The organism is Streptomyces sp. NBRC 110028 (assembly GCF_001417735.1).
Classification (GTDB): Bacteria; Actinomycetota; Actinomycetes; order Streptomycetales; family Streptomycetaceae; genus Streptomyces.
In genome coordinates, this window is record NZ_BBUZ01000030.1 from 170,320 (window position 1) to 191,407 (window position 21,088).

A 21,088-nucleotide genomic window follows, 5' to 3' on the forward strand; every position below is an offset into this window, starting at 1 on the left:
GCCGAGACGGCCGACGGCCAGGCGAAAGGACACGGCGATGCGAGCGGTGACCTGGCAGGGCAAACGCGATGTGCGCGTGGAGACGGTGCCCGACCCCATCCTCAAGGAACCGACGGACGCGATCGTACGGATCACCACCACCGGACTGTGCGGGTCCGACCTTCATCTGTACGAGGTGCTCACGCCCTTCATGACCCCCGGCGACATCATCGGCCATGAGCCGATGGGGATCGTCGAGGAGACCGGTCCGGAGGTGACCGGCCTCCGGCCCGGCGACCGGGTGGTCGTCCCGTTCCAGATCGCCTGCGGATCCTGCTGGATGTGCGGCTCCGGCCTGCCCACCCAGTGCGAGACCACGCAGGTGATCGAGTACGGCATGGGGGCGGAGATCTTCGGCTACAGCAAGCTGTACGGGGCGGTGCCGGGCGCCCAGGCGGAGTACCTGAGGGTGCCGCAGGCCCATTACGGTCCGATCAAGGTGCCCGAGGGGCCGCCGGACGACCGCTTCGTCTATCTCTCCGACGTCCTGCCCACGGCCTGGCAGGCGGTCGAGTACGCGGCCGTCCCGAGGGAGGGCGCGGTGTGCGTGCTGGGCCTCGGCCCCATCGGGGCCATGGCCTGCCGGGTCGCGAGGCACCGGGGAGCCGGGCGGGTGATCGGCGTGGACCTGGTGCCCGAGCGGCTGCGGCGGTCCCGCGCCGACGGCGTCGAGACGTTCGACCTGAACGACTTCGACGGCCAGGACGACCTGGTCGAGGCCGTGCTCTCGGCGGGCGGGGGCCGCGGCCCGGACTCGGTCATCGACGCGGTGGGTACGGAGGCCCACGGCAGCCCGGTCGGGCGGACCGCACAGCGGGCCGCCGGGATACTGCCGCGGGAATGGGGCGCGAAGCTCACGGCCAGGGCCGGTGTCGACCGGCTGGCGGCGCTCCGGCTGGCCATCGCGCTGGTGCGGCGCGGTGGCACGGTGTCCCTCAGCGGTATCTACGGCGGGATGGCCGACCCGCTGCCGCTGATGATCATGTTCGACAAGCAGATCCAGCTACGGATGGGGCAGGCGAACGTCCGCCGCTGGGCCGATGACATCCTGCCGCTGCTGACGGACGAGGACCCGCTCGGCGTCGACGGCTTCGCCACCCACCGCCTGCCGCTGGCGGACGCACCCCATGCCTATGAGATGTTCCAGCAGAAGCAGGACGGTGCGGTAAAGGTCGTGATGCGACCGTGAGCGATTGATTTCGGCCGAATCAGCCCGCTCGGCCGAATCGGCCCACTCGGTCCGCGCCGGGGCTAGTGCCGCGTCAGCCAAGGTTCACCCCGCTCGCCGCCCTGGCACGGCCATCTGCGGCGTTGCCGAATCGACCGAGTAGGCCCACTACGAGGCCGATCCGGCGCCTTGCATCTGACCGCACCAGGACGCCTCGCTACCGGGCAAACCTTGGCTGACGCGGCACTAGTCGGCGATATCGGCGAGGGCGATGACCTTGTCGATGTGGACCCGTACCAGCAGCTCGCCGGGGACACCGTTGCGGGCCCCGAACTGTTCGGCGAGGTCATCGCCCACATAGCGGGCGGCGATCCGGGTGGCCCACTCCCGTACATCTTCCAGGTCGTCGCTGAGTTCGGCCCGGCCCCGCACCGTGACGAAGGAGAACGGGGGCCGCTCGTCGTCCACGCAGAGGCTGACCCGGGGGTCGCGGGCCAGGTTTCGCCCTTTGACCGTGTCCTGCCCGGTGTTGAAGACCAGGTCGTCCCCGTCGAGCAGGAACCAGATGGGCGCGAGATGCGGGCTTCCATCGGCCCGTACGGTCGCGAGTTTGCCGGTACGGGTGCCCTCGGAGAGGAACTTCTGCCACTGATCCCTCGACATGTTCTGTGCCATGTCCCCATCTTGCGTCAATCAGCGCGGAACGGCCGGAGGGGTCGGCAGGGCGGGTTGCCCAGACGGCGGCAGTGAGAAAGGCTGGCACGCAGCTGAAGGGGAATCGGGGAGGAACGCCAATGGCACTCAGCAAGGGCCTCGACTGGTTACTGGACGACCTGACCCAGCGGATCGCGCAGGTGCGGCACGTGCTGGTGCTGTCGAACGACGGCCTGGTGACGGGGGCGAGCGCGACGCTCGAACGCCAGGACGCCGAGCACCTGGCGGCGGTCGCCTCCGGGCTGCACAGCCTCGCCAAGGGGTCCGGCAACCACTTCCGGACGGGCCGGGTGCGGCAGACCATGGTCGAGTTCGAGGAGGGTGTCCTCTTCGTGATGGCCGCGGGTGACGGCAGTTGCCTGTGTGTCCTCAGCGGTCCGGACGCCGATGTCGGGCAGGTCGCCTACGAGATGACGCTGCTGGTGAACAGGGTGGGGGAGCACCTGGGAGTCGAGGCCCGGCAGGAGAGCGGCGCCCCGAGCTGAAGCCGGGAGGCGGGAGCCGGGGGAAACGGGGCCGGGAGGTTGTCCACAGGCGGTTGTCCACAGGCCTGACGGACCGTCGTGCCGCGACGCTATCGTCGTCACTGTCAGTGATTGACGGATCGCGGGGGAGGACTTCGGCATGGCAGTGGTGCGAGCGGAGCAGGAAGCAACGGGAGCGCGGGTAGTACCGGGGGCGCGGGAAGCACGGGGGACGCAGGAGGCGCGGAAGCACCGGAAGCCGTCGGGCCCGGCCGGACCGGGACAGCCGACGGGCGTCGCGTTCCGCACCGCGGCCCGGATGCTGGGCCTCATGCCGCGCGAATTCGAGCTGGCCGAGCAGCTGGGGGAGGTGCGCACCATCTCCACCCCTGCGGGGCGGCGGGTGGCGCGGGAGGAGCTGGCACGGTTGACGGGAGCCGAGGGGTTCCCGGAGGCGCTGCGCGCCAGGCTGCGGGTGGTCGGCACGGCGGAGGGGGCCGAGCTGCTGGGTATCAGCCCGGGCCGGCTCACCCGCCTGGCCCGCGGCGGTTTCTTCGCCCCGGCCCGGTTCTACGTCAACCGGTACCGGCGGGTGGTGTGGCTCTATCTGGCGACAGAGCTGGAGGAGTTCGCCGCCCGTGAGCCGGGCCTGCTGACCGGCCGCACTCCACCGGGGCTGAGCGCGTCGCTGGCCGCCGGAGCGGACGCCCGGGCCGAGGAGTGGCGCAAGCGGCGGATCGAGCAGTTGCTCTCCCGGACGCGGGACCCCTGGAAGCGCGCCGGAGTGCTGTCCGCGGTGCTGGACCCCGACGAACTGGCGCGGGCTGTCACCGATCCGCACGATCGGGACCATGTGCGGGAGCTTCGCCCCGCGCTCGTCCCGGTGCGCCCCGCCGCGGCCTCGGCGCGCAAGGTGATCGACCGGGTGCAGACGGCGGACGGGCCCCAGGAGATCCTGCGGTATCGCGTGGCGCTCGCCGATGCCGTGCGGGAGGCGCGCCGGGTCCGCCCCGCACCACGGCCGGACGCCGCGGTGGCACCGCTTCCCGCTTGTCGCACCCGGCCGCCGGGCCGTCCCGCGGGGCGGCCGCGCGGCCTGTGGCGCAGGCTGGTCGGCAAGCGCTGAACCACGGCTCGGCGCGCCGTCCTGAGCCTCAGCCGCTCTCCGTGGGCTTCGGCGCCGGAGCCAGCGGGCGGAACAGGCCCTCCTGGACGACGGAGACCAGCAGGTGGCCCGCGCGGTCGTAGATCCGGCCGCGCGCGAGTCCCCGGCCGCCGGTGGCGACGGGTGACTCCTGGTCGTAGAGGAACCACTCATCGGTGCGGAAAGGCCGGTGGAACCACATGGCGTGATCCAGCGAGGCCATGTCGAAGCCGCGCCGGCCCCACAGCGGCTCGATCGGCATCCGCACGGCGTCCAGCAGCATCATGTCGCTCGCGTAGGTGAGCGCGCAGGTGTGGACGAGCGGGTCGTCCCCGAGCGGTCCGACCGCGCGCATCCACACCGCGCTGCGCGGTTCCGCTTCCCTCAGCTCCTCCTCGGTCCAGCGCAGCCGCTCGACGTACCGGATGTCGAAGGGCTGGCGGCGCTCCATCCGCGCCAGCGACTCGGGGAGGGTCCCCAAGTGCTCCCGGATCTCATCGGAGAGCTTCGGCAGACTCTCCGGCTCAGGTACCCCGGGCATCGGCAGCTGCTGTTCGATGCCCGGCTCCGGACGGTGGAAGGAGGCCGTCAAAGTGAAGATCGTCCGACCCTGCTGGACGGCGACGACCCGGCGGGTGGTGAAGGACCGTCCGTCCCGGACCCGCTCCACCTGGTACACGATGGGCACACCCGGCCGCCCCGGGCGCAGGAAGTACGCGTGCAGCGAGTGCACCGGGCGGTCCGCCTCGGTGGTGCGCCCGGCGGCCACCAGCGCCTGCCCCGCCACCTGCCCGCCGAACACCCTCTGCAGCGACTCGTCGGGGCTCAGCCCACGGAAGATGTCCACCTCGATCCGTTCCAGGTCGAGCAGATCGACCAGACGTTCGGCGGGATTGGTCATCGTCGGTGCTCCTTCGCTGAGGTGGTTCGGGGGCCGGTCGGCGGCCGGGCGGCTACAGCTGGCCCACGTCGGTGACCCGGACCACGGCGCGGCCCTCCTCGTCCGAGGCGGCCAGGTCGACCTCGGCCGAGATGCCCCAGTCGTGGTCGCCGTTCGGGTCGTCGAAGGTCTGCCGCACCCGCCACAGGCCGTGCTCGGGCTCCTCCTCGATCAGCAGCAGCTTCGGGCCGCGGGCCTGCGGGCCGGTGCCCAGCTCGTCGTACTCCTCCCAGTAGGCGTCCAGCGCGTCCGCCCAGGCGTCCTCGTCCCAGCCGGACTCGGCGTCCATCTCGCCCAGCTCCGCCACCTTGTCGAGCGCGGCCAGCTCGACCCGGCGGAACATCGCGTTGCGCACCAGCACGCGGAAGGCGCGGGCGTTCGCGGTGACCGGCCGGACCTGGTCGGCACGTTCCTGCGCCTCCTCGGCGGACTCCTCCTCCGGGTTGGCGAGCTGTTCCCACTCGTCCAGAAGACTGGAGTCGACCTGCCGGACCATCTCGCCGAGCCAGGCGATGATGTCCTCGAAGTCGTCCGACTTCAGATCGTCCGGCACCGTGTGGTCCAGCGCCTTGTAGGCGCCGGCCAGGTAGCGCAGCACGATGCCCTCGGTCCGCGCCAGGTCGTAGAGCGCGGTGAACTCGGTGAAGGTCATCGCCCGCTCGTACATGTCGCGGATCACCGACTTGGGCGACAGCGGGTGGTCGCCGACCCAGGGGTGGCTCTTGCGGTAGAGGCCGTAGGCGTGGAAGAGCAGCTCTTCCAGCGGCTTGGGGTAGGAGACGTCCTGGAGCCGCTCCATGCGCTCCTCGTACTCGATCCCGTCCGCCTTCATCGCGGCGACCGCCTCGCCCCGCGCCTTGTTCTGCTGGGCCGCCAGGATCTGCCGCGGGTCGTCCAGCGTCGATTCCACCACCGAGACCATGTCCAGGGCGTAGGACGGGGATTCGGGGTCCAGCAGCTCGAACGCGGCGAGCGCGAAGGTGGACAGCGGCTGGTTGAGCGCGAAGTCCTGCTGCAGGTCCACCGTCAGCCGGACCTGCCGCCCCTCCGCGTCGGGGGCCTCCAGCTGCTCCACGATCCCGCCGTCCAGCAGCGAGCGGTAGATCGCGATCGCCCTGCGGATGTGGCGGAGCTGGTTCTTGCGCGGCTCATGGTTGTCCTCGAGGAGGCGGCGCATCGCCTGGAAGGCGTTGCCCGGGCGCGCGATGACCGACAGCAGCATCGCATGGGTGACCCGGAACCGGGAGGTGAGCGGCTCGGGGTCGGAGGCGATGAGCTTTTCGAAGGTGTTCTGGCCCCAGCTGACGAAGCCCTCCGGTGCCTTCTTGCGGACCACCTTGCGGCGCTTCTTGGGGTCGTCCCCCGCCTTCGCGAGCGCCTTCTCGTTCTCGACGACATGCTCGGGCGCCTGCGCCACCACGAACCCGGCGGTGTCGAACCCGGCCCGCCCGGCCCGGCCCGCGATCTGGTGGAACTCCCGCGCCCGCAGCGTCCGCACCCGCTGGCCGTCGTACTTCGTCAGCGCGGTGAACAGCACGGTCCGGATCGGTACGTTGACGCCCACCCCGAGCGTGTCCGTACCGCAGATGACCTTCAGCAGCCCGGCCTGGGCCAGCTTCTCCACCAGCCGCCGGTACTTCGGCAGCATCCCCGCGTGATGCACCCCGATTCCGTGCCGGACATAGCGGGAGAGGTTCCGGCCGAACTTGGTGGTGAAGCGGAAATTGCCGATCAGAGAGGCGATCTCGTCCTTCTCCGCCCGGGTGCACATGTTGATGCTCATCAGCGCCTGCGCCCGTTCGACCGCCGCGGCCTGGGTGAAGTGCACGATGTAGACGGGGGCTTGCCGGGTCTCCAGCAGCTCGGTGAGCGTCTCGGTGAGCGGCGTCGTGCGGTATTCGTAGCTCAGCGGCACCGGCCGGGTCGCCGACCGCACGACCGCGGTGGACCGCCCGGTGCGCCGGTTCAGATCCTCCTCGAACCGCGTCACATCACCGAGCGTCGCCGACATCAGGACGAACTGCGCCTGCGGCAGTTCCAGCAGCGGGATCTGCCACGCCCAGCCCCGGTCCGGCTCCGCATAGAAGTGGAACTCGTCCATCACCACCTGGCCGATATCGGCGTTTCGGCCGTCCCGCAGGGCGATGGACGCCAGCACCTCGGCCGTACAGCAGATGACGGGCGCGTCCGCGTTCACCGACGCGTCCCCGGTGAGCATCCCGACGTTCTCGGTGCCGAAGATCTTGCACAGCTCGAAGAACTTCTCCGAGACCAGGGCCTTGATCGGCGCGGTGTAGAAGGTGACCTCGTCCCGGGCCAGCGCGGCGAAGTGGGCGCCCGCGGCCACCAGGCTCTTTCCCGATCCGGTGGGCGTCGACAAGATGACGTTCGCCCCGGACACCACCTCGATCAGCGCTTCCTCCTGGGCGGGATAGAGCGAGATGCCCCGCTCCTCGACCCAGGTCGAGAACCTCTCGAAGAGAGTGTCGGGGTCGGCTTCGCTCGGCAGCTGATCGATAAGAGTCACGGACCCATACTGCCTGGTTTCCCCGGCGGGGCGGGAACCGGCTGTGCGGACGAAGATCGTCCGTCGCTAGGGTGTGGTGAGCCAATGCAAGCAACTCCCGCACCACAGCGGGCAAGAACAGGGGCGGGGTACGACCATGATGGGACCGGCGCATTCGCTGTCCGGAGCGGCTGCCTGGCTGGGGGTGGGCGCCGCGGCCGCCGCGGCCGGCCACGAGATGCCCTGGCCGGTGCTCGTCGTAGGCGCGCTGATCTGCGCCGGAGCGGCGCTCGCCCCGGACCTCGACCACAAGGCGGCGACCATATCCCGCGCCTTCGGGCCGGTGTCGCGGGTGCTGTGCGAAGTGATCGACAAGCTGTCGTACGCGGTCTACAAGTCGACCCGGAAACCGGGCGACCCCCGCCGCTCGGGCGGTCACCGCACCCTGACCCACACCTGGGTCTGGGCCGTCCTCATCGGTGCCGGGGCCTCGGTGCTCGCCGTGGCCGGTGGCCGCTGGGCGGTGCTCGGCATCCTCTTCGTCCACATGGTGCTGGCCGTCGAGGGGCTGTTGTGGCGCGCGGCGCGGGTCTCCAGCGACATCCTGGTGTGGCTGCTCGGCGCCACCAGCGCCTGGATACTCGCCGAGATCCTGAACAAGCCGGGCAACGGGGCGGACTGGCTGTTCACCGCACCGGGCCAGGAATACCTGTGGCTCGGGCTGCCGATCGTCCTCGGTGCCCTCGTTCACGACATCGGCGACGCCCTCACCGTCTCCGGCTGCCCGATCCTGTGGCCCATACCGATCGGCCGCAAGCGCTGGTATCCGATCGGACCGCCGGAGGCCATGCGCTTCCGGGCCGGGAGCTGGGTCGAGCTGAAGGTGCTGATGCCCGTCTTCATGATGCTCGGCGGACTCGGCGGGCTGGGCGCCCTCGGCATCATCTGAGCCGCGGGCCTGGCCGCGGCACCGCGGCGGCTCCGGTCCGGGCGATGCCGGTACCGGGACCGCCGGGCGGCCGTCGCCCCCGGGCGTCACTGGTGCCAGGAGCGCCACAGCGCCGCGTAGGCGCCGTCGGCCGCCACCAGCTCGTCGTGGCTGCCCAGCTCGCTGATCCGGCCCGCCTCGACCACCGCGATCACATCCGCGTCATGAGCGGTGTGCAGCCGGTGCGCGATGGCGACCACCGTCCGGCCCTTCAGCACGTGGCCCAGCGACCGTTCCAGATGGCGGGCCGCCCGCGGGTCCAGCAGCGAGGTGGCCTCGTCCAGCACCAGGGTGTGCGGATCGGCGAGCACCAGCCGGGCCAGCGCGATCTGCTGCGCCTGCGCCGGGGTCAGCGCCAGTCCGCCCGACCCGACCTCCGTGTCCAGGCCCTCCTTCAGCGCCCGCGCCCAGCCGTCCGCGTCCACCGCGGCAAGCGCCGCCCACAGCTCGGCATCCCCTGCGGAGGTCCGGGCCAGCAGCAGATTGTCGCGCAGCGAGCCCACGAACACATGGTGCTCCTGGTTGACCAGGGCGACATGGGTGCGCACCTGCTCGGCGGGCATCCGCGCCAGCTCCGCGTCGCCCAGGGTCACCCGGCCGGTCCGCGGGCCGTAGATCCCCGCCAGCAGCCGGCCCAGCGTGGACTTGCCCGCGCCGGACGGGCCCACCAGCGCCAGCCGCGTCCCCGGCGGCACCGTCATGGACACCTCGTGCAGCACATCGCTGCCCTCCCGGTAGCCGAACCGCACATCGTCCGCCCGCACCTCACGGCCGATGGGCGTGGCCCCGGCGTCGGCCGGGCCCTGCTCGATCTCCCGCACCCCCACCAGCCGGGCCAGCGACACCTGCGCGACCTGCAGCTCGTCGTACCAGCGCAGGATCAGCCCGATCGGCTCGACCAGCATCTGCGACAGCAGTGCCCCCGTCGTCAGCTCGCCGACCGACATCCAGCCCCGCATCACACAGAAGCCGCCGATCATCAGCACCGAGCCGGTGATCAGCGTGTAGCTCACATTGATCACGGGGAAGAGCACCGAGCGCAGCCAGAGCGTGTAGCGCTCCCACGCCGTCCACTGCTTGATCCGCAGCTCGGACTGGGCGATCCGCCGGTCGCCCAGCCGGTGGGCCTCGATGGTCCGGCCGGCGTCCACGCTCTCGGTCAGGGACGCGGCCACCGCCGCGTACCCGGCCGCTTCCGAGCGATAGGCGCTCGGCGCCCGCCTGAAGTACCAGCGGCAGCCGATCACCAGCACCGGCAGCGCCACCAGCACCGCGAGCCCCAGCGGCGGAGCCGTCACGGTCAGCGCGCCCAGCAGCAGGCCCGTCCAGACCACGCCGATGGACAGCTGCGGCACGGCCTCGCGCATCGCGTTCGCCAGCCGGTCGATGTCGGTGGTGATCCGGGACAGCAGATCACCGGTCCCGGCCCGCTCCAGCACACCCGGCGGCAGCCCCACCGACCGTACGAGGAAGTCCTCGCGCAGATCGGCCAGCATCTGCTCGCCCAGCACCGCACCGCGCAGCCGCACCATCCGCACGAACACGGTCTGCACCACGAGCGCCACCGCGAACAGCGCGACGGTGCGCCCGATATGGAGGTCGTCCTTGCCCTGCGACAGGTCCTCGACCACACCGCCCAGCAGCTGAGGGCCGACCATCGAGGCGATCACGGCGGTGGCGTTCACCGCCATCAGCCCGATGAAGGCCTTCCGATGCCGCCGCAGCAGCTCGCGCACATAGTCCCGCACCGTGGCGGCCCTGCCGACCGGCAGTGTCGTCGCCGACTCCGGCGCGGCCGGGTCATGGACGGGTGGTGCCACGCCGATCATGCCGACTCCTCGATCTGTTGCTCGACTCGTTCCAGCCCCGCGAGGCCGTCGCGGCCGTCGTCCCGCTCCCGGCCGTCGTCCGGCTCCCGGGTGACCACCGCCCGGTACGCGGGATCGGTGCTCAGCAGCTCGCGGTGGCTGCCCACCCCCGCCGCCACGCCGTCGTGCACGAACACCACCCGGTCGGCCTGGTCGAGCAGCAGCGGGCTGGAGGTGAACACGACCGTGGTCCGGTCCGTCCGGAGCCGCTTCAGCCCCTCCCCGATACGTGCCTCGGTGTGCGAGTCCACGGCGGACGTCGGTTCGTCCAGCACCAGCACCTCCGGGTCGGTCACCAGAGAGCGGGCCAGCGCCAGCCGCTGGCGCTGGCCGCCCGACAGCGAGCGGCCGCGTTCGGTGATCCGGGCGCCCATCGGGTCCCCGTCGCCGGAGTCGGCCACCGAGGCCTGCTCCAGCGCCTCCAGCACATCACCGCACTGCGCCGCCTCCAGGGCCTCCCGCGCCGTGACCGTGCCCGACCGCGGCACATCCAGCAGCTCGGTGAGCGTGCCCGACAGCAGCACCGGGTCCTTGTCCTGGACGAGTACCGCGGCCCGCGCGGTGGCCAGCGGCACCTCGTCCAGCGCGACCCCGCCCAGCAGCGCCGAGGGAGCGCTGCGACCGTCACCGGACTCCGCGCCGCCCCCGGAGCCGGCACCGTCCCCGGATTGCGCACCGTCCTCGGTGGGGTGGCCGCCGAGCCGGTCCGCCATCCGCCCCGCCGCGTCCGGATCCCCGCACACCACCGCGGTCAGCTGCCCGCTCGGGGCCAGCATCCCGGTGGCCGGGTCGTACAGATCACCGGTCGGCGGCTTTCCGCCGGACCCGGCAGCGGGCCCCGCCGCCCGCGCGTCCTCGGCCTCGGCCGACGGGCGCCGCAGCGCCAGCACCCGCGCCACTCGCCGCGCCGAGGGGCGGGAGAAGGAGTACGCCATCGCGATCTCCTCGAAGTGCCGCAACGGAAACAGCAGAAACGTCACGGCGCTGTAGACGGTGACCAGCTCGCCCACCGTGATCCGCCCGCTCCCGGCCAGCACGGCCCCGTACCAGACGACCCCGATCAGCAGCATCCCCGGCAGCGCGACCTGCACCGCCGCGATCAGCGACCACATCCGGGCGCTGCGCACCGCCGCGGCCCGCACCTCCTGGGAGACCGTCCGGTAGCGGCTCAGGAACAGGTCCTCGCCGCCGATACCGCGCAGCACGCGCAGCCCGGCCACGGTGTCCGACGCCAGCTCGGTCGCCCGGCCCGCCTTCTCCCGCTGCTCATCGGCCCGGCGCGCGGCCCGCGGCAGCAGCGGCAGCACCGAGAGCGCCAGCGCGGGCACGCCGAGTGCCACCACCGCGCCGAGCGCGGGCTGGTAGATCACCAGCGCCACGCACACCCCGACGGTCGTGAGGGCGGCCGCGGTGAAGCGGGACAGGGCCTCCACGAACCAGCCGATCTTCTCGACGTCGCCGGTGGACACGGCGACGACCTCGCCCGCCGCCACCCGCCGGGTCAGCGCCGCACCCAGCTCGACCGTCTTACGGGCCAGCAGCTGCTGGACCCGGGCCGCCGCCGTGATCCAGTTGGTGACCGCCGCCCGGTGCAGCATGGCGTCACCGAGCGCGGTGAGCACGGTGAGCCCCACCATCAGCGCCCCGGCCAGGGCGAGCCGCGAACCGGAGCGGTCGACGACCGCCTGCACGCCGTAGCCGATCGCCAGAGGGAAGGACACCAGGGCCGCCATGTGCAGCAGCCCCCACAGGGCGGCCCTGATCTGCCCGCCCAGCTGGTTCCGGCCCAGCCAGACGAGGAACCGGGTACCTGACCGTACGTCGGGCAAGCCGGGGTCGGGATACGGAAGATCGCGAATGCGCATGGCGTTCCTGGGTGAGTTGCGGCGGCCGGAAAGGCAAAGAGACGTGAAAGGTTGGCTCTTCACGGCTGCGAATTTCAACTGGTTTTCCCACCGAGGTCCGGAACACGCCAATCCCGCGCGCGCCGGGTCCGCGCCGGAGTGGGACGATGGGGCACATGCGAATTTCCGGCGTGATGTCCATGCGTACGGCGGTCGTGACCGCCGCTGCCCTTGCCCTGCTCACCGCCTGCGGCGGAGGCGGGGACAGCGGAGGCGACAAGGGCGGTGGCCAGGGAAAGCAGGCGATGCGCGGTAAGGGCCCGGCGTCGGATCCCACCCGGATCCCGGAGGTGGGCAACGCCCTCCAGGCCAAAATCCCGGGAAATTCACGGCAGGTCGTCGCGGTCTACGGCAAGGGAGTGAACTCCGCCGACGCGACCGTGGTGCTGTACACCAAGGACGGCAAGGACTGGAAGCGCACCCGTAGTTGGGCCGCGCACAACGGCAAGCGCGGCTGGACGACGGGTCATCACGAGGGCGACAAGCGCACCCCGGTCGGTGTCTACACGCTCAGCGACGCGGGCGGAGTGCTCCCGGACCCCGGCGCCCGCCTGCCGTACACCGAAACGGCCGCCTTCGCCGCTCCCCACTCCTGGCCCAAGTCGCACTGGACGGACTTCGACTACGTCATCGCCATCGACTACAACCGGGTCAAGGGCACCTCGCCCCTCGATCCGTCCCGGCCCGAGGGGCAGCGCAAGGGCGGGAGCATCTGGCTGCACATGGACCACGGCAGCGGTACGTCGGCCTGTGTGAGCCTGCCCAAGTCCGGTATGGAGTATCTGCTGCGGAACCTCGACCCCAAGCGGCACCCGGTGGTGGTGATGGGGGACAAGGCGCATCTGGCCGCCTGATCCCGGGCGCGGCGAACCGCTCCAGGCCCCCGTGTCAGCAGCGGCTGCCGGGGGGACCGGAGAGGGTGTCGAGCAGGCCGCCCAGGGTGTCACGCTCCTGAGCGTTCAGCGGGGCCAGGACGTCCTCGGCGGCCGCCCGGCGCGCGTCGCGCAGGGCACGCAGCGTCGACTGGCCGGCCTCGGTCAGCTCGATCCGCACCACCCGGCGGTTGGACTGATCCGGCGCGCGGCGCACCGAGCCGTGCGCCTCCAGCGCGTCCACCAGCGAGGTCACCGCGCGCGGAACCACCTCCAGGCGCTCCGCGAGGTCCGCCATCCGCGGCGGCCCGTCGTGGTGTGCCACGGTGCGCAGCAGCCGGGCCTGGGCGGGGGTGATGCCCAGCGGCTCCATATGGTGCTTCTGGGCACGCTGCAGTCGGCGGGTCAGGCGCAGCAGTTGCTCCGCGAGGCCGGATGTCTCGGAGATGGGCATGATCGCAGTCTATCGGACCCCGTTCATTGTGAGTGTAGGTAACAGTGAGCTATGCTCGGAAAGTCCGTGGCGCCTGCCATCAGAAGGAGCCCATGCATCACGACACACCGCCATCGACCCCCTCCGGCCCCGAACCGGAGCGGCCCGCGCAAGTGCGGCGCATCCTCCGGCTCTTCCGCCCCTACCGTGGCCGGCTCGCCCTGGTCGGCCTGCTGGTCGGTGCCTCCGCGCTGGTCTCGGTCGCCTCGCCGTTCCTGCTCCGCGAGATCCTCGACGACGCCATCCCCGGGCGGCGCACCGGTCTGCTGACCCTGCTCGCCCTCGGCATGATCGCCGCCGCTGTCGTCAACAGCGTCTTCGGCGTCCTGCAGACCCTCATCTCCACCACCGTCGGCCAGCGCGTCATGCACGACCTGCGCGCCGCCGTCTACGACCGGCTGCAGCGCATGCCGCTCGCCTTCTTCACCCGCACCCGCACCGGCGAGGTGCAGTCGCGGATCGCCAATGACATCGGCGGCATGCAGGCCACCGTCACCTCCACCGCCACCTCGCTGGTCTCCAACCTCACCAGCGTCGTGGCCACGGTCGTCGCCATGCTCGCCCTCGACTGGCGGCTGACCGTCGTCTCGCTGCTCCTGCTGCCGCTGTTCGTCTGGATCAGCCGCCGGGTCGGCAACGAGCGCAAGAAGATCACCTCGAAGCGCCAGAAGCAGATGGCGGCCATGTCCGCGATGGTCACCGAGTCCCTGTCGGTGAGCGGCATCCTGCTCGGCCGCACCATGGGCCGCTCCGATTCGCTGACCCAGGAGTTCACCCGGGAGTCCGAGCGCCTGGTCGGCCTCGAGGTGCGGGCTAGCATGGCCGGCCGCTGGCGGATGTCCACCATCGGCGTCGTGATGGCCGCCATGCCCGCCGTCATCTACTGGGCCGCCGGAATCGCCCTCCAGGCCGGGGGCCCGGCCGTCTCCATCGGCACCCTGGTCGCCTTCGTCTCGCTGCAGCAGGGGCTGTTCCGTCCCACCGTCAGCCTGCTGTCCACCGGGGTGGAGATGCAGACCTCCCTCGCGCTCTTCGCCCGCATCTTCGAATATCTCGACCTGCCGATCGACATCACCGAGCCCGCCCGGCCGGTGCGGCTGGAGACGGTGCGCGGCGAAGTCCGTTTCGACGGCGTCGACTTCGACTACGACGCCCAGGACCCGGCCTCGCCGCAAGGCACCCTGCGCGCTATCGACCTGACCGTCCCGGCGGGCGGCAGCCTGGCCGTCGTCGGCTCGACCGGCTCCGGCAAGACGACCCTCAGCTATCTGGTGCCCCGGTTGTACGACGTGACCGGCGGCCGGGTGCTGATCGACGGCGTCGACGTGCGGGACCTCGACTTCGACAGTCTCGCCCGCGCGGTCGGCGTCGTCTCCCAGGAGACCTATCTCTTCCACGCCTCGATCGCCGACAACCTGCGGTTCGCCAAGCCCGACGCGACCCACGCGGAGATCGTCGCGGCGGCCGCGGCCGCCCAGATCCACGACCACATCGCTGCCCTCCCCGACGGCTACGACACCCTGGTGGGGGAGCGGGGGTACCGCTTCTCCGGCGGTGAGAAGCAGCGGCTGGCCATAGCGCGGACGATCCTGCGCGACCCGCCCGTCCTCATCCTCGACGAGGCCACCAGCGCCCTGGACACCCGCACCGAGCAGGCCGTGCAGAAGGCCATCGACGGCCTCGCGGTCGGCCGCACCACCATCACCATCGCCCACCGGCTCTCCACCGTGCGCGACGCCGACCGGATCGTCGTCCTCGACGGCGGCCGCATCGCCGAGCAGGGCACCCATGAGGAACTCCTCGCCCAGGACGGCCGCTACGCCGCCCTGGTGCGGCGCGACGCCCAGCTGTCACCCGTCGCCCCCGCCGCATAACCCCCGGCGCACAACGCCGCACCGGGGCGTCAGGAGAACTCGGCCCGCACCGCCTCCGTGTGCTCGCCCAGCGCGGGCACCGGCCGCAGCGCCGCCTGACGCCCCGCCACCTCGACCGGCGGCAGCAGACCACGCAGCGGCCCGACGGGCGAGCCGAACTCACCCCAGCGCTCCCGGGCGGCCAGCTGCGGATGATCGGCCAGCCCCGCGACATCCCGCAGCCGGGCGTTGGCGATGCCCGCCGCGTCCAGCAGGCCCACCAGACCGTCGGCCGTATGGCCCGCGAAGGACCGCTCCAGCTCGGCCGTCAGCTCCTCGTCGTGCGTGCGGCGCAGCGGATTGTCGGCGAAGCGCGCGTCGCGGACCAGCTCCGGGTGGCCCACGACGCGTTCGCACAGGGCGATCCACTCGCGGTCGTTCTGCACGCTCAGAAACACCTGGGCGCCGTCGCCGCAGACGTAGGCCCCGTACGGGGAGATCGACGGATGGCGGGCCCCGCTGCGCACCACCCCGCTCCCGCCGTAGGCCTGCGCGAAGTACGGATGCCCCATCCACTCGCCCAGCGCGTCGAGGAGGCTGACGCTCAGGTCCGTCCCCGCGCCGGTGCGCTCCCGCTCGTACAGCGCGGTCAGGATGCCGGTGTACGCGTACATCCCGCCCGCGATATCGGCGATCGAGATGCCGGGGCGGGCGGGCTCCTCGGGGCTGCCGGTGATCGACAGCAACCCCGCTTCGCACTGGACGAGCAGGTCGTACGCCTTCTTGTCCCGGTACGGCCCGCGGTCGCCGTACCCGGTGATCGCGCAGTTGATCAGGCGCGGATGCCCGGCCCGCAGCGTGTCCGCCGAGAGCCCGAGCCGCTCCACCGCCCCGGGCGCGAGGTTGTGCACGAACACGTCGGCGCGGGCCAGGAGGGTGTCGAGCAGGGCCCGGTCGGCGTCGTCCTTCACATCGAGGACGACGCTCTCCTTGCCGCGGTTGATCCAGACGAAGTACGCCGACATGCCCTTGACCTCACGGTCGTACTCCCGGGCGAAGTCGCCCCGCCCCGGCCGCTCCACCTTGATGACCCGCGCGCCGAGGTCGGCGAGCTGGCGGGTGGCGAACGGGGCGGCGACGGCCTGTTCGAGGGCGACGACGGTGATGCCGTCCAGGGGCTGTGCGGGCATGGGCGACTCCTTCGATCCGGATAGCCCCTGTCTTCCCCCCGGTGAGCGGCCGCCGAACACCGCTCACCGCGCCGGATTCGGCCGGCCGGCTTCCGGCTCAGCCGAGCAGCTTCCGCAGGTAGGCGATCTGCTCGGCCTGCTGGTGGGTGCCCCCGCCCTCATGGCCGTTGAAGGACCACACCTTCAGCTCCTTCTCGCCCGCGTAGTGGTGGTACGCGGCGAAGCCGCACGAGGTCGGCGTGATCTCGTCGCGCAGGGCGGTCGAGAAGAGTGCGGGCGCGGTGGCCCGGGCCGCGAAGTTGAGACCGTCGAAATGGTCGAGGGTGGCGAAGACCCGCTCGGTGAGATCGCGCTGACCGGCACAGAAGCGGGCCAGTTCACCGTACGGATCGGCGTCGGTGATCTCGACGGCCCGCCGGATGTGCGTCATGAACGGCACGTCCACCAGCGCCGCCGTCAGGTCCGGCACCAGTGCGGCCGCCGCCAGGGCCATGCCACCGCCCTGGCTGCCGCCGCTCACGACGATCCGCTCCGGGTCGACCAGCGGATGCGTGCGGGCGGCCTCCACCGCGCGCACGGCGTCGGTGTACAGCCGCCGGTAGTAGTAGTCGTCCGGGGAGAGGATGCCCTGGGTCATCTTCCCCGGCGCCTCGGGGCCGGTGCCGCCGGCCGGATCGGGGGTGGCGCCGGGGGAGTGCTGGGCCCAGCCCTGGCCCCGGGTGTCCATGACGAAGACCGCGTAGCCCACCGACGGCCACAGCAGCCAGTTGTGCGGCAGACCCCGGCCGCCGTTGTAGCCGATGTACTGCACCACGCACGGCAGCGGGCCCGCGGCCTCGCGCGGGGCCAGCAGCCAGCCGCGTATCCGGTGCCCGCCGAAACCGGAGAACTCGACGTCGTAGGTGTGCAGCCGGGCCAGGCCCGCGTCGGTCCCGGTGAAGACCGCGTCCAGCTCCGTGGCGCGGGACTCGGCGAGGGTGCGCTCCCAGAACGCGTCGAAGCCATCCGGCTCGGGCAGCGGGGGCCGGTACGTGCGCAGCTGGTCCAGGGGCATATCGACGAACACGGGGCGAAGACCTCCGGAGAATCGGTACGGCGATGGCCGGGGACAAAACGTGGTAGGAGCAGGCTCGGACGTCAAGGTCGTTCGGACATCCGATCAGCGTTCGACTTCTCGGTCAAGAGGAATGACGCGCCGGGGGAGCGGTACTGGAACGGACGATCAGCCGGGTGGACAGCTCGGTCCGCATCCCCTCCGGGACCTCACCCGCCCTCAGCCGCAGCAGGATGCGCAGCGCCGTCGCCGCCATCTCCGACAGCGGCTGACGGACCGTGGTGAGCGCCGGTGTCGTCCAGCGGGCCTGCGGCAGATCGTCGAAGCCCACCACGCTGACGTCCTCCGGCACCCGCAACCCCCGCTCCCGCAGCGCCCGGTAGGCGCCGAGCGCCATCGGGTCGGAGCACACGAACACCGCCGTCGGCGGCTCGGGCAGTTCCAGCAGCTCCGTCATCCGCTGGTACGCGCCGGCCTCCCGGAAGTCGCCGTAGCGCACGTACGCGAGCGGCACCCGCAGCCCGGCCGCGGCCATCGCCGAGCGGAACCCGGCCACCCGCGCACCGCTGCACACCTTCCGCCGGTACCCGCCGATCACCGCGATCCGCCGGTGCCCCAGCGCGAGCAGATGCTCGGTCGCGCTCACCCCGCCCTGCCAGTCGGCGGCGCCCACGGACGGCACGCCCGGCGGCGGCACCGGCCCGGGGTCGATCAGCACGAACGGAATCCGGTGCTCATCGAGCCAGGCGTACTGGGCGGGCGTCAGCTCCGCGAGATGGAACAGCACCCCGGAGCTGCCCCGGTCGCACAGCTTGTCCAGCCAGCCCCGCTCGGGCCGCCCGTCGCGGGTGCGCGGCAGCCCCGCCGACACCACCACCTCCAGCCCCGCGTCGTGCGCAGCGGCCTCCACCCCGTGCAGCACCGCCCCCGACCACGCGCCGTCCAGCGAACGCACCACCAGATCGACCAGGGCGGGCGGCCGGGGCGCCTCCAGGCGCGGTTTGCGGACGTACCCCAGACGGTCCAGGACCTCGCTGACCCGGCGACGCGTGTCGGGCGCCACATCCTCGCGGCCGTTGACCACCTTCGAAGCGGTCGGCACCGAAACCCCTGCCTCGCGGGCGACGACCGCCAGCGTCGGACCCGTCGACCCCGGGGAACGCGCCATCGAGATACCCCTTCCCGAACCCGCCCAAGCGCGATACCGACCGGGCAGAAACCGGTTACTACAGTAAGGCCGCCTCAACTCGGACGGGAAGACCCGGGAATTGAGGCGGCGGCACCGCGCCGACGCGTCAGCCGGTCACGGTCACAAGCCGTAGCGGTTCTTCAGGTGGCGCCAGAAGTCCCGGTACATCCACTTGTCGAATTCGGTGATGTGGTCGGCGGTTCCCGCCTGCATGAGGAAACCGCCCACCCCGGTCGGGGTCCAGTCGTAGAAGTCGTCCAGACCGTAGGTGTGCCCGATCTCGTGCAGCAGGATGTGGATGTTGTCCTGGTTCAGCGCGCCCAGCATGTACTCACTGCCGATGCGCTGCCCCCAGTCACCGCCCGCGCCGCCGCCGAAGCCCTTGGTCAGCCACAGCGACTGGTCGTAGTGGCGCGCCGCGCCACCGGGGCACTTGGAGTAGTTGCCGTCCTGGTGGAAGAAGCGGCCGCAGTCCGGGGAGCACTGCGGGGCGCCGGCGCCGTCCAGACCGGTGTAGATGTCGACCGAGTTGTCACTCCACTGCAGCGTGGAGCGGTTCTTGACCGCCCAGCCGACGACCTTGACCGGAACCTCCTTGTACGGGAAGTTCTCGAATCCCGCGACCGAGTCGATCCACTTCTTCGACTGTCGCCCCAGCGCCGCCTGGATCTGGTCGCGCATCTGCGCCGTGACCGGCTGGTCGGATTCCCAGCGGACGCAGTAGTTCAGGCTGCCCTTGTTGGCCATCACCTGATCCCAGCCGTAGTTCTTGAAGCCGTACAGGTCGGGATAGGTGGACTCGACGTGCCTCCAGACCTCGTTCAGCGGCTGGACGAGATTGCTCGGCGGATTCCAGGTGTCCGACGCGCCCGTCCCGGCGGCGTCGGCGGGTGCGGTGAATCCGATGAGGGACAGCGCCCCGGCCGCCGCGGCGGTCAGGAGCGCGCGTAATCCGCGGAATCTTCGTACGGGCATGGCGGCTCTCTTCCGTGTGGGGAACGGGAGCGGGCGGCGCGCCCCCGGGGAGTGGCCGTACGGGGACGCCGCCCGCACCCTCCAGTGGGCCCCGCGGTCCGGAAGGTTGCCGCACCCTGCCGAATGCGCGCCGACTGACAAACCGCCGTGCGCTCAGCGGCCGCTGCGGGCGTCCCGCGAGCCGTCGTCCGGGACCACCCGGGCCGCGGCCGGGTCCAGCACCCGGGTGAGGAACGCCCGGGTCCGCGGATGCCGTGGTGCGGCCACCACCTGCTCCGGGCCGCCCTCCTCCACGATCACTCCGTCGTCCATGAACACCACCCGGTCGGCGACCTCCCGCGCGAAGCTCATCTCATGGGTGACGACCAGCATCGTCATCCCCTCGTCGGCCAGCGCCCGCATCACGGCGAGCACATCCCCCACCAGTTCGGGGTCGAGGGCCGAGGTCGGCTCGTCGAACAGCATCAGCTCCGGATCCATCGCCAGCGCCCGCGCGATCGCCACCCGCTGCTGCTGCCCGCCCGACAGTTGCGCCGGATAGGCGGCCTCCTTGCCGGTCAGGCCCACCCGGCGCAGCGTGTCCCGGCCGATCCGCACCGCCTCGGCCTTGTCGCGGCGCAGTACCCGCCGCTGCGCGATGGTCAGGTTCTCCAGCGCGGTCAGATGGGGGAAGAGGTTGAACGCCTGGAACACCATGCCGATCCGCCGCCGCACCCGGTCGATGTCCACGTCCGGGTCGGTGACCTCGGCCCCGCCCACGGTCACCGAGCCCGCCGTCGGCTCCTCCAGCAGGTTCACACAGCGCAGCAGGGTCGACTTGCCGGAGCCGGACGGCCCGATGACACAGACCACCTCGCCCCACTCCACGGCGAGGTCGATGCCCTTCAGCACCTCCAGCGCGCCGAAGGACTTGCGCAGCTCCCGGATCCGGATCACGGGTCCTCACCTCGCCTTCGCGGTACGGGCCTCCAGCCACCGGACCAGCTGGCCCAGTGGAACGGTGATGAGCAGGTAGCACAGCCCGGCGACCAGGATCGGGGTGAGACTGCGGTGCTGATTGAGCGCGTCCCGGCCGAACTTGGACAGTTCGTACTGATCCAGGGAGAGCCCGAGCAGATAGACCAGGGACGAGTCCTTGGTCAGCAGGATCAGTTCGTTGGTCAGCGGCGGCAGCACGATCCGGAACGCCTGCGGAATGATGATGGAGACCATGGCCCGGCCGTGGGACATGCCGAGCGAACGCGCCGCCTCCATCTGCCCCTTGGGAACGGCCCGGATGCCCGCGCGGATCGTCTCCGCCATGTAGGCGGCCCCGACCAGGCCGAGCGCCAGCATGACGGTGACATAGCGGTCCAGCGCCACTTGGAAGGCGAGCGGCACCCCGAAGCCGAGCGCGATGAACACCAGCAGCGCCGGGACGCCGCGGAAGAACTCGATGTACGCCACCGCCAGCCACCGGTACGGCGGCACCCGCGACAGCCGCATCAGCGCGAGCACCAGCCCGGCCACGAGCCCGAACCCGAAGCCGAGCAGGGTGTAGACGACGGTGTTGACCAGGGCGGTGGTGATGATGTCGGGGAACAGGGACCGGGCGACGCCCGCGTCGAAGAACGCGCGGCGCAGTTCACCCCAGTCCGCGGCCAGGACGACGGTGAGAGTTACGGCGGCGAGCACCGCGTACTGCACCGCCCGTATCGCCCGCGTCCGCTGCCGACGGGTCATGGTCA

Annotated in this window: 18 protein-coding genes; 6 read left to right on the forward strand and 12 right to left on the reverse strand. The window is 71.5% G+C overall.

Going from position 1 to position 21,088, the window contains the following annotated elements; all coding sequences use genetic code 11:
- The first annotated feature begins 37 nt into the window (after positions 1–37).
- Complete coding sequence (locus ASC60_RS22610; RefSeq protein WP_055553802.1) at positions 38–1,228, forward strand: alcohol dehydrogenase catalytic domain-containing protein; 1,191 nt, start codon at positions 38–40, stop codon at positions 1,226–1,228.
- A gap of 225 nt (positions 1,229–1,453) precedes the next feature.
- On the opposite strand, the gene ASC60_RS22615 is transcribed toward ASC60_RS22610, so the two are convergent.
- Positions 1,454–1,882, reverse strand: a complete 429-nt coding sequence (locus ASC60_RS22615; protein WP_055553803.1) for a PPOX class F420-dependent oxidoreductase — start codon at positions 1,880–1,882, stop codon at positions 1,454–1,456.
- Positions 1,883–2,001: 119 nt separating this feature from the next.
- On the opposite strand from ASC60_RS22615, the gene ASC60_RS22620 reads away from it, so the two are divergent.
- Together ASC60_RS22620 and ASC60_RS22625 are read left to right on the forward strand one after the other, a co-directional pair.
- Positions 2,002–2,406, forward strand: a complete 405-nt coding sequence (locus tag ASC60_RS22620) for a roadblock/LC7 domain-containing protein (protein ID WP_055553804.1) — start codon at positions 2,002–2,004, stop codon at positions 2,404–2,406.
- Between the two features lie 139 nt (positions 2,407–2,545).
- Complete coding sequence (locus ASC60_RS22625; protein WP_063787189.1) at positions 2,546–3,511, forward strand: DUF6397 family protein; 966 nt, start codon at positions 2,546–2,548, stop codon at positions 3,509–3,511.
- 28 nt (positions 3,512–3,539) lie between these two features.
- Here the strand turns inward: ASC60_RS22625 and ASC60_RS22630 are convergent, their stop codons facing one another.
- On the reverse strand, positions 3,540–4,430 hold the full coding sequence (locus ASC60_RS22630; RefSeq protein ID WP_055553805.1) for an acyl-CoA thioesterase II: 891 nt from the start codon (positions 4,428–4,430) through the stop codon (positions 3,540–3,542).
- 52 nt (positions 4,431–4,482) lie between these two features.
- On the reverse strand, positions 4,483–6,996 hold the full coding sequence (locus ASC60_RS22635) for an RNA helicase (protein ID WP_055553806.1): 2,514 nt from the start codon (positions 6,994–6,996) through the stop codon (positions 4,483–4,485).
- 136 nt (positions 6,997–7,132) lie between these two features.
- Between ASC60_RS22635 and ASC60_RS22640 the strand changes: the two genes are divergently transcribed.
- Positions 7,133–7,924 carry a metal-dependent hydrolase gene (locus ASC60_RS22640; RefSeq protein ID WP_055553807.1) on the forward strand — a complete coding sequence of 264 codons (792 nt, stop codon included), beginning with the start codon at positions 7,133–7,135 and terminating at the stop codon, positions 7,922–7,924.
- A gap of 86 nt (positions 7,925–8,010) precedes the next feature.
- Here ASC60_RS22640 and ASC60_RS22645 read toward each other — a convergent pair whose 3' ends face one another.
- Complete coding sequence (locus tag ASC60_RS22645) at positions 8,011–9,792, reverse strand: ABC transporter ATP-binding protein (protein ID WP_055553808.1); 1,782 nt, start codon at positions 9,790–9,792, stop codon at positions 8,011–8,013.
- Positions 9,789–11,696 (reverse strand): ABC transporter ATP-binding protein, encoded by a 1,908-nt coding sequence (locus ASC60_RS22650; RefSeq protein WP_055553809.1) that lies wholly within the window; start codon positions 11,694–11,696, stop codon positions 9,789–9,791. The genes ASC60_RS22645 and ASC60_RS22650 overlap by 4 nt, the downstream gene beginning before the upstream one ends.
- Positions 11,697–11,842: 146 nt before the next feature.
- On the opposite strand from ASC60_RS22650, the gene ASC60_RS22655 reads away from it, so the two are divergent.
- Positions 11,843–12,589 carry a L,D-transpeptidase family protein gene (locus tag ASC60_RS22655; protein ID WP_370592956.1) on the forward strand — a complete coding sequence of 249 codons (747 nt, stop codon included), beginning with the start codon at positions 11,843–11,845 and terminating at the stop codon, positions 12,587–12,589.
- Between the two features lie 34 nt (positions 12,590–12,623).
- Here the strand turns inward: ASC60_RS22655 and ASC60_RS22660 are convergent, their stop codons facing one another.
- On the reverse strand, positions 12,624–13,061 hold the full coding sequence (locus ASC60_RS22660; RefSeq protein WP_055553811.1) for a MarR family winged helix-turn-helix transcriptional regulator: 438 nt from the start codon (positions 13,059–13,061) through the stop codon (positions 12,624–12,626).
- Between the two features lie 92 nt (positions 13,062–13,153).
- On the opposite strand from ASC60_RS22660, the gene ASC60_RS22665 reads away from it, so the two are divergent.
- Positions 13,154–14,974 (forward strand): ABC transporter ATP-binding protein, encoded by a 1,821-nt coding sequence (locus ASC60_RS22665; protein ID WP_055553813.1) that lies wholly within the window; start codon positions 13,154–13,156, stop codon positions 14,972–14,974.
- Positions 14,975–15,003: 29 nt separating this feature from the next.
- On the opposite strand, the gene ASC60_RS22670 is transcribed toward ASC60_RS22665, so the two are convergent.
- The 6 genes from ASC60_RS22670 to ASC60_RS22695 form a co-directional block, all read right to left on the reverse strand.
- Entirely contained in the window at positions 15,004–16,143 is a 1,140-nt protein-coding gene (locus tag ASC60_RS22670) for a CaiB/BaiF CoA-transferase family protein (RefSeq protein ID WP_055553815.1), read from the reverse strand.
- A gap of 97 nt (positions 16,144–16,240) precedes the next feature.
- Positions 16,241–17,209: an alpha/beta fold hydrolase gene (locus tag ASC60_RS22675; protein WP_055553816.1), complete on the reverse strand. Its 969-nt coding sequence runs from the start codon at positions 17,207–17,209 to the stop codon at positions 16,241–16,243.
- A gap of 112 nt (positions 17,210–17,321) precedes the next feature.
- Entirely contained in the window at positions 17,322–18,365 is a 1,044-nt protein-coding gene (locus tag ASC60_RS22680) for a LacI family DNA-binding transcriptional regulator (RefSeq protein ID WP_055553818.1), read from the reverse strand.
- A gap of 141 nt (positions 18,366–18,506) precedes the next feature.
- Positions 18,507–19,361 (reverse strand): hypothetical protein, encoded by an 855-nt coding sequence (locus tag ASC60_RS22685; RefSeq protein ID WP_055553820.1) that lies wholly within the window; start codon positions 19,359–19,361, stop codon positions 18,507–18,509.
- A gap of 153 nt (positions 19,362–19,514) precedes the next feature.
- Positions 19,515–20,297: an amino acid ABC transporter ATP-binding protein gene (locus tag ASC60_RS22690; protein ID WP_055553822.1), complete on the reverse strand. Its 783-nt coding sequence runs from the start codon at positions 20,295–20,297 to the stop codon at positions 19,515–19,517.
- 6 nt (positions 20,298–20,303) lie between these two features.
- Positions 20,304–21,083, reverse strand: coding sequence for an amino acid ABC transporter permease (locus tag ASC60_RS22695; protein ID WP_199831029.1), 780 nt, complete (start codon positions 21,081–21,083; stop codon positions 20,304–20,306).
- Positions 21,084–21,088 lie beyond the last annotated feature (5 nt).